Here is a 3,056-nt window from a genome sequence, read left to right as displayed (position 1 = left end):
GGATTATTAATCCCCTCCGTCCCCGTTACTGGAGCGTTACGGCGCGGGCGTGCCGTCGGGGGTGACGCGCCAGATCGTGTTGGAGAGGTCGTCGGCGACGATCAGGGCGCCGCGCGGGTCGACCGAGACGCCGACCGGGCGGCCGCGGGTCTTGCCGTCGTCGCCGAAGAAGCCGCTCACGAAATCAATCGGCTCGCCGGCCGGGCGACCATTGCTGAAGGGCACGAACACCACCTTGTAGCCGACCGGTGGATTGCGGTTCCAGCTGCCGTGCTCGCCCACGAAGACGCCATCGGCGAACTGCGTGCCCATCACCGGCGACGAGAACGCCACGCCGAGCGCTGCCACATGCGAGCCCAGCGCGTAGTCCGGCGCGATCGCCGAGGCGACCTTCTCCGGATTCTGCGGCATCACCCGGCGATCCACGTTCTTGCCCCAGTAGCTGTAGGGCCAGCCATAGAAGCCGCCCTCCTTCACCGAGGTGAGGTAATCCGGCACCAGGTTCGGGCCGATCTCATCGCGTTCGTTGACCACCGCCCACAGCGTGCCGGTGCCCGGCTGTATCGCCAGCGCGGTGGGATTGCGGATGCCGGTGGCGTAATCCTTGTGCGCGCCGGTAGCCACATCGATCTGCCAGATCCGCGCACGGTCGATCTCCACCGCCATGCCACGCTCGGTGATGTTGCTGTTGGAACCGATGCCCACATAGAGGTAGCGGCCATCGGCACTGGCGGTCATCGCCTTCGTCCAATGATGGTTGATCGCCGCGGGCAGGTCGGTCAGCTTGACCGGGGCCGCGGCCGCCTTGGTCTGGCCGTCCTGGTAGTCGAAGCGCACCACGGCGTCCTGGTTGGCCACGTAGATCGCGTTGCCGATCATCGCCAGCCCATACGGCGCGTTGAGCTTGTCGGCAAACACCGTCTTCAGTTCGTAGGTGCCATCGCCATCGGCATCGCGCAGCAGGGTCAGGCGGTTGCCGCTCTTGACCGCGGTGTTGCCCTTCGCCTTGATCTTGCCGGCGATGACGTCCTTCGGTTTCAGATTCGGTGCGCTGCCGCCGCGGCCTTCCGCCACCAGGATGTCGCCGTTGGGGAGGACCAGCGTCTGCCGTGGAATGCTCAGATCCGTCGCGATCGCGGAGATCCGGTAGCCCTTGGGAACGGTGGGCAACCGGTCGCCCCACTGGGCCGGCTTGGCGATGGTCATGTCCGGCATCAGCCCGCGATGCGGCTTGGGCATCTCCGGGTTGCCGCCGTACTGCTCGATCTCGGGGGCCTTGCCGCTGCACGCAGCCAGCGCGACCGCAAGCGCGGACACCGAGAGGATCCGGATCGTCTGGCGGCTCATCGGACACCTCCCACGCGCAGGCTGGACAGTCCCACCCAGGTCGCGAGCAACGCCAGCACCGCCAGGATCACCGAAAGCACCAGACCGGCCGGCATCACCGCCCACGCATCGCGGGCGTGGTGCAGGCAGTTGATGAAGCCCACGCCCCAGGTCACGGCCAGCAGCACCACATACGCCAGGTTGCGGCTGCGACGGACCAGGCCGACGATCCCGCACAGCAGGGCCAGCGTGGTCATCACCATGGCGCCGATCAGCAGCCAGGAGGCGAAGTTGGCCCATTGGATCTCGTACGAGCTCCAGTAAGCGTAGTCCGCCAGCAGCGCGCCGAGGAACAGCGGCAGCACGCCACCCAGTACAGCGGCGTGGAACGGATGGATGACCCATGATCGGGTCGGGACAACGGTCGAAGCCATGGTGGTCTCCTGGTGAGGGGGCGGATCTTTTTCGATCCTGCCACCGCACGCGTGATGGGGGTGCCGATGGCCTGCGCGCATGGCACACTCGCCGGCCACTGCACCTCGCCGGGTCACCACGCCGATGAAACGCCTGCTTTGGAGTCTGTCGGGCCTCGCCCTCGCGGGACTGTCCGCATCTGCGTCCGCGTCAACGCCGTCACCGCACAACCGGGCCGAAGCGGTCGCCATCGTCAAGGAACTGCGGCGCGTGGTGAGCGATAACGGGGTGGAGCGGCTGGAAACCGTCCGCATTGGCGGCATCGACCAGGCGGTCTCGATCCGCGGCAACGACCGCCGCAATCCGGTGCTGTTGATGCTGCACGGCGGACCGGGCTGGGTGGCGATGCCCACCAGCTGGTACTTCCAGCGCGGCTGGGAAGAGTATTTCACCGTCGTCCAGTGGGACCAGCGCGGGGCCGGGAAGACCTACGTCGCCAACGATCCGGGCGCCGTCGCACCGACCATGACGCGCGAACGCATGATCGCCGACGCCGAGGAGATGGTGGCGTGGCTGCGCAGGGAGTTCGGCAAGGACAGGATTTTCGTGCTGGGGCACTCGTGGGGCAGCTACCTGGGCGTGGAACTGGCACAGCGCCGGCCGGACTGGCTGCATGCCTACATCGGCATCGGCCAGATATCGAACGCGCCCGAGAGCGAACGACGGGGATGGCGCTGGACCCTGCAGCAAGCCGAGCGCGACGGCAATGCGGTAGCGGTCGCCGAACTCCGGGCACTGGCGCCCTACGCCGTCGGCAATGCCCCGTTGCCGCTGCAGCAGCTGTTCCAGCAGCGCAAATGGCTCAATCACTATGGCGGCATGGTGCACAACCGTCGCGGTGGCGATGCCGAAGCGGCGGGCGTCCGCCTGTCACCCGAGTACACCGATGCCGATGTCGCCGGCATGTGGAAGGGCAACGACTTCTCGATGGAACATCTGCTGTCCGGCGCCCTGACGCTGGACCTCACCGGCCGGCGCAGTTTCCAGACGCCGATCTTCCTGTTCCTGGGCCGCCACGATCACAACGTCTCCTCCGAACTGGCGGCGGCCTGGTTCGATACGATCACCGCCCCGGACAAACAGCTGATCTGGTTCGAGCAGTCCGCGCACGAAGTGATGATCGAAGAGCCGGGCAAGACCTTGTTGACGCTGGTGCAGCAGGTCCGGCCGATCGCAGCGCGTGCGGGAGACGTCGCGCCCTGAGTGCCGGCACCCGACACCTGACAGCGCACTCCTGCCCCGGCGCTGTATCAGTG

Annotated in this window: 3 protein-coding genes; 1 reads left to right on the top strand and 2 read right to left on the bottom strand. The window is 67.0% G+C overall.

The annotated features are described in order from the left end of the window. Positions 1-36: 36 nt before the first annotated feature. Together ACLFKU_RS42910 and ACLFKU_RS42905 are read right to left on the bottom strand one after the other, a co-directional pair. Entirely contained in the window at positions 37-1,347 is a 1,311-nt protein-coding gene (locus ACLFKU_RS42910; RefSeq protein ID WP_410853279.1) for a PQQ-dependent sugar dehydrogenase, read from the bottom strand. Then, positions 1,344-1,760 carry a DUF2231 domain-containing protein gene (locus ACLFKU_RS42905; protein ID WP_410853278.1) on the bottom strand — a complete coding sequence of 139 codons (417 nt, stop codon included), beginning with the start codon at positions 1,758-1,760 and terminating at the stop codon, positions 1,344-1,346. The genes ACLFKU_RS42910 and ACLFKU_RS42905 overlap by 4 nt, the downstream gene beginning before the upstream one ends. Positions 1,761-1,884: 124 nt before the next feature. Between ACLFKU_RS42905 and ACLFKU_RS42900 the strand changes: the two genes are divergently transcribed. Then, entirely contained in the window at positions 1,885-3,003 is a 1,119-nt protein-coding gene (locus tag ACLFKU_RS42900; protein WP_410853277.1) for an alpha/beta fold hydrolase, read from the top strand. Positions 3,004-3,056: the final 53 nt, after the last annotated feature.

Origin of the sequence: Paraburkholderia sp. EG304 (assembly GCF_046543485.1) — a bacterium.
Lineage (GTDB): Bacteria > Pseudomonadota > Gammaproteobacteria > Burkholderiales > Burkholderiaceae > Paraburkholderia > Paraburkholderia youngii.
This window is presented reverse-complemented; position numbering and strand designations above follow the sequence as displayed.

Coding starts and splice junctions, on each gene's coding strand:
- ACLFKU_RS42905 (WP_410853278.1), bottom strand. CDS start 1,760: ATGGCTTCGACCGTTGTCCCGACCCGATCATGGGTCATCCATCCGTTC.
- ACLFKU_RS42910 (WP_410853279.1), bottom strand. CDS start 1,347: ATGAGCCGCCAGACGATCCGGATCCTCTCGGTGTCCGCGCTTGCGGTC.
- ACLFKU_RS42900 (WP_410853277.1), top strand. CDS start 1,885: ATGAAACGCCTGCTTTGGAGTCTGTCGGGCCTCGCCCTCGCGGGACTG.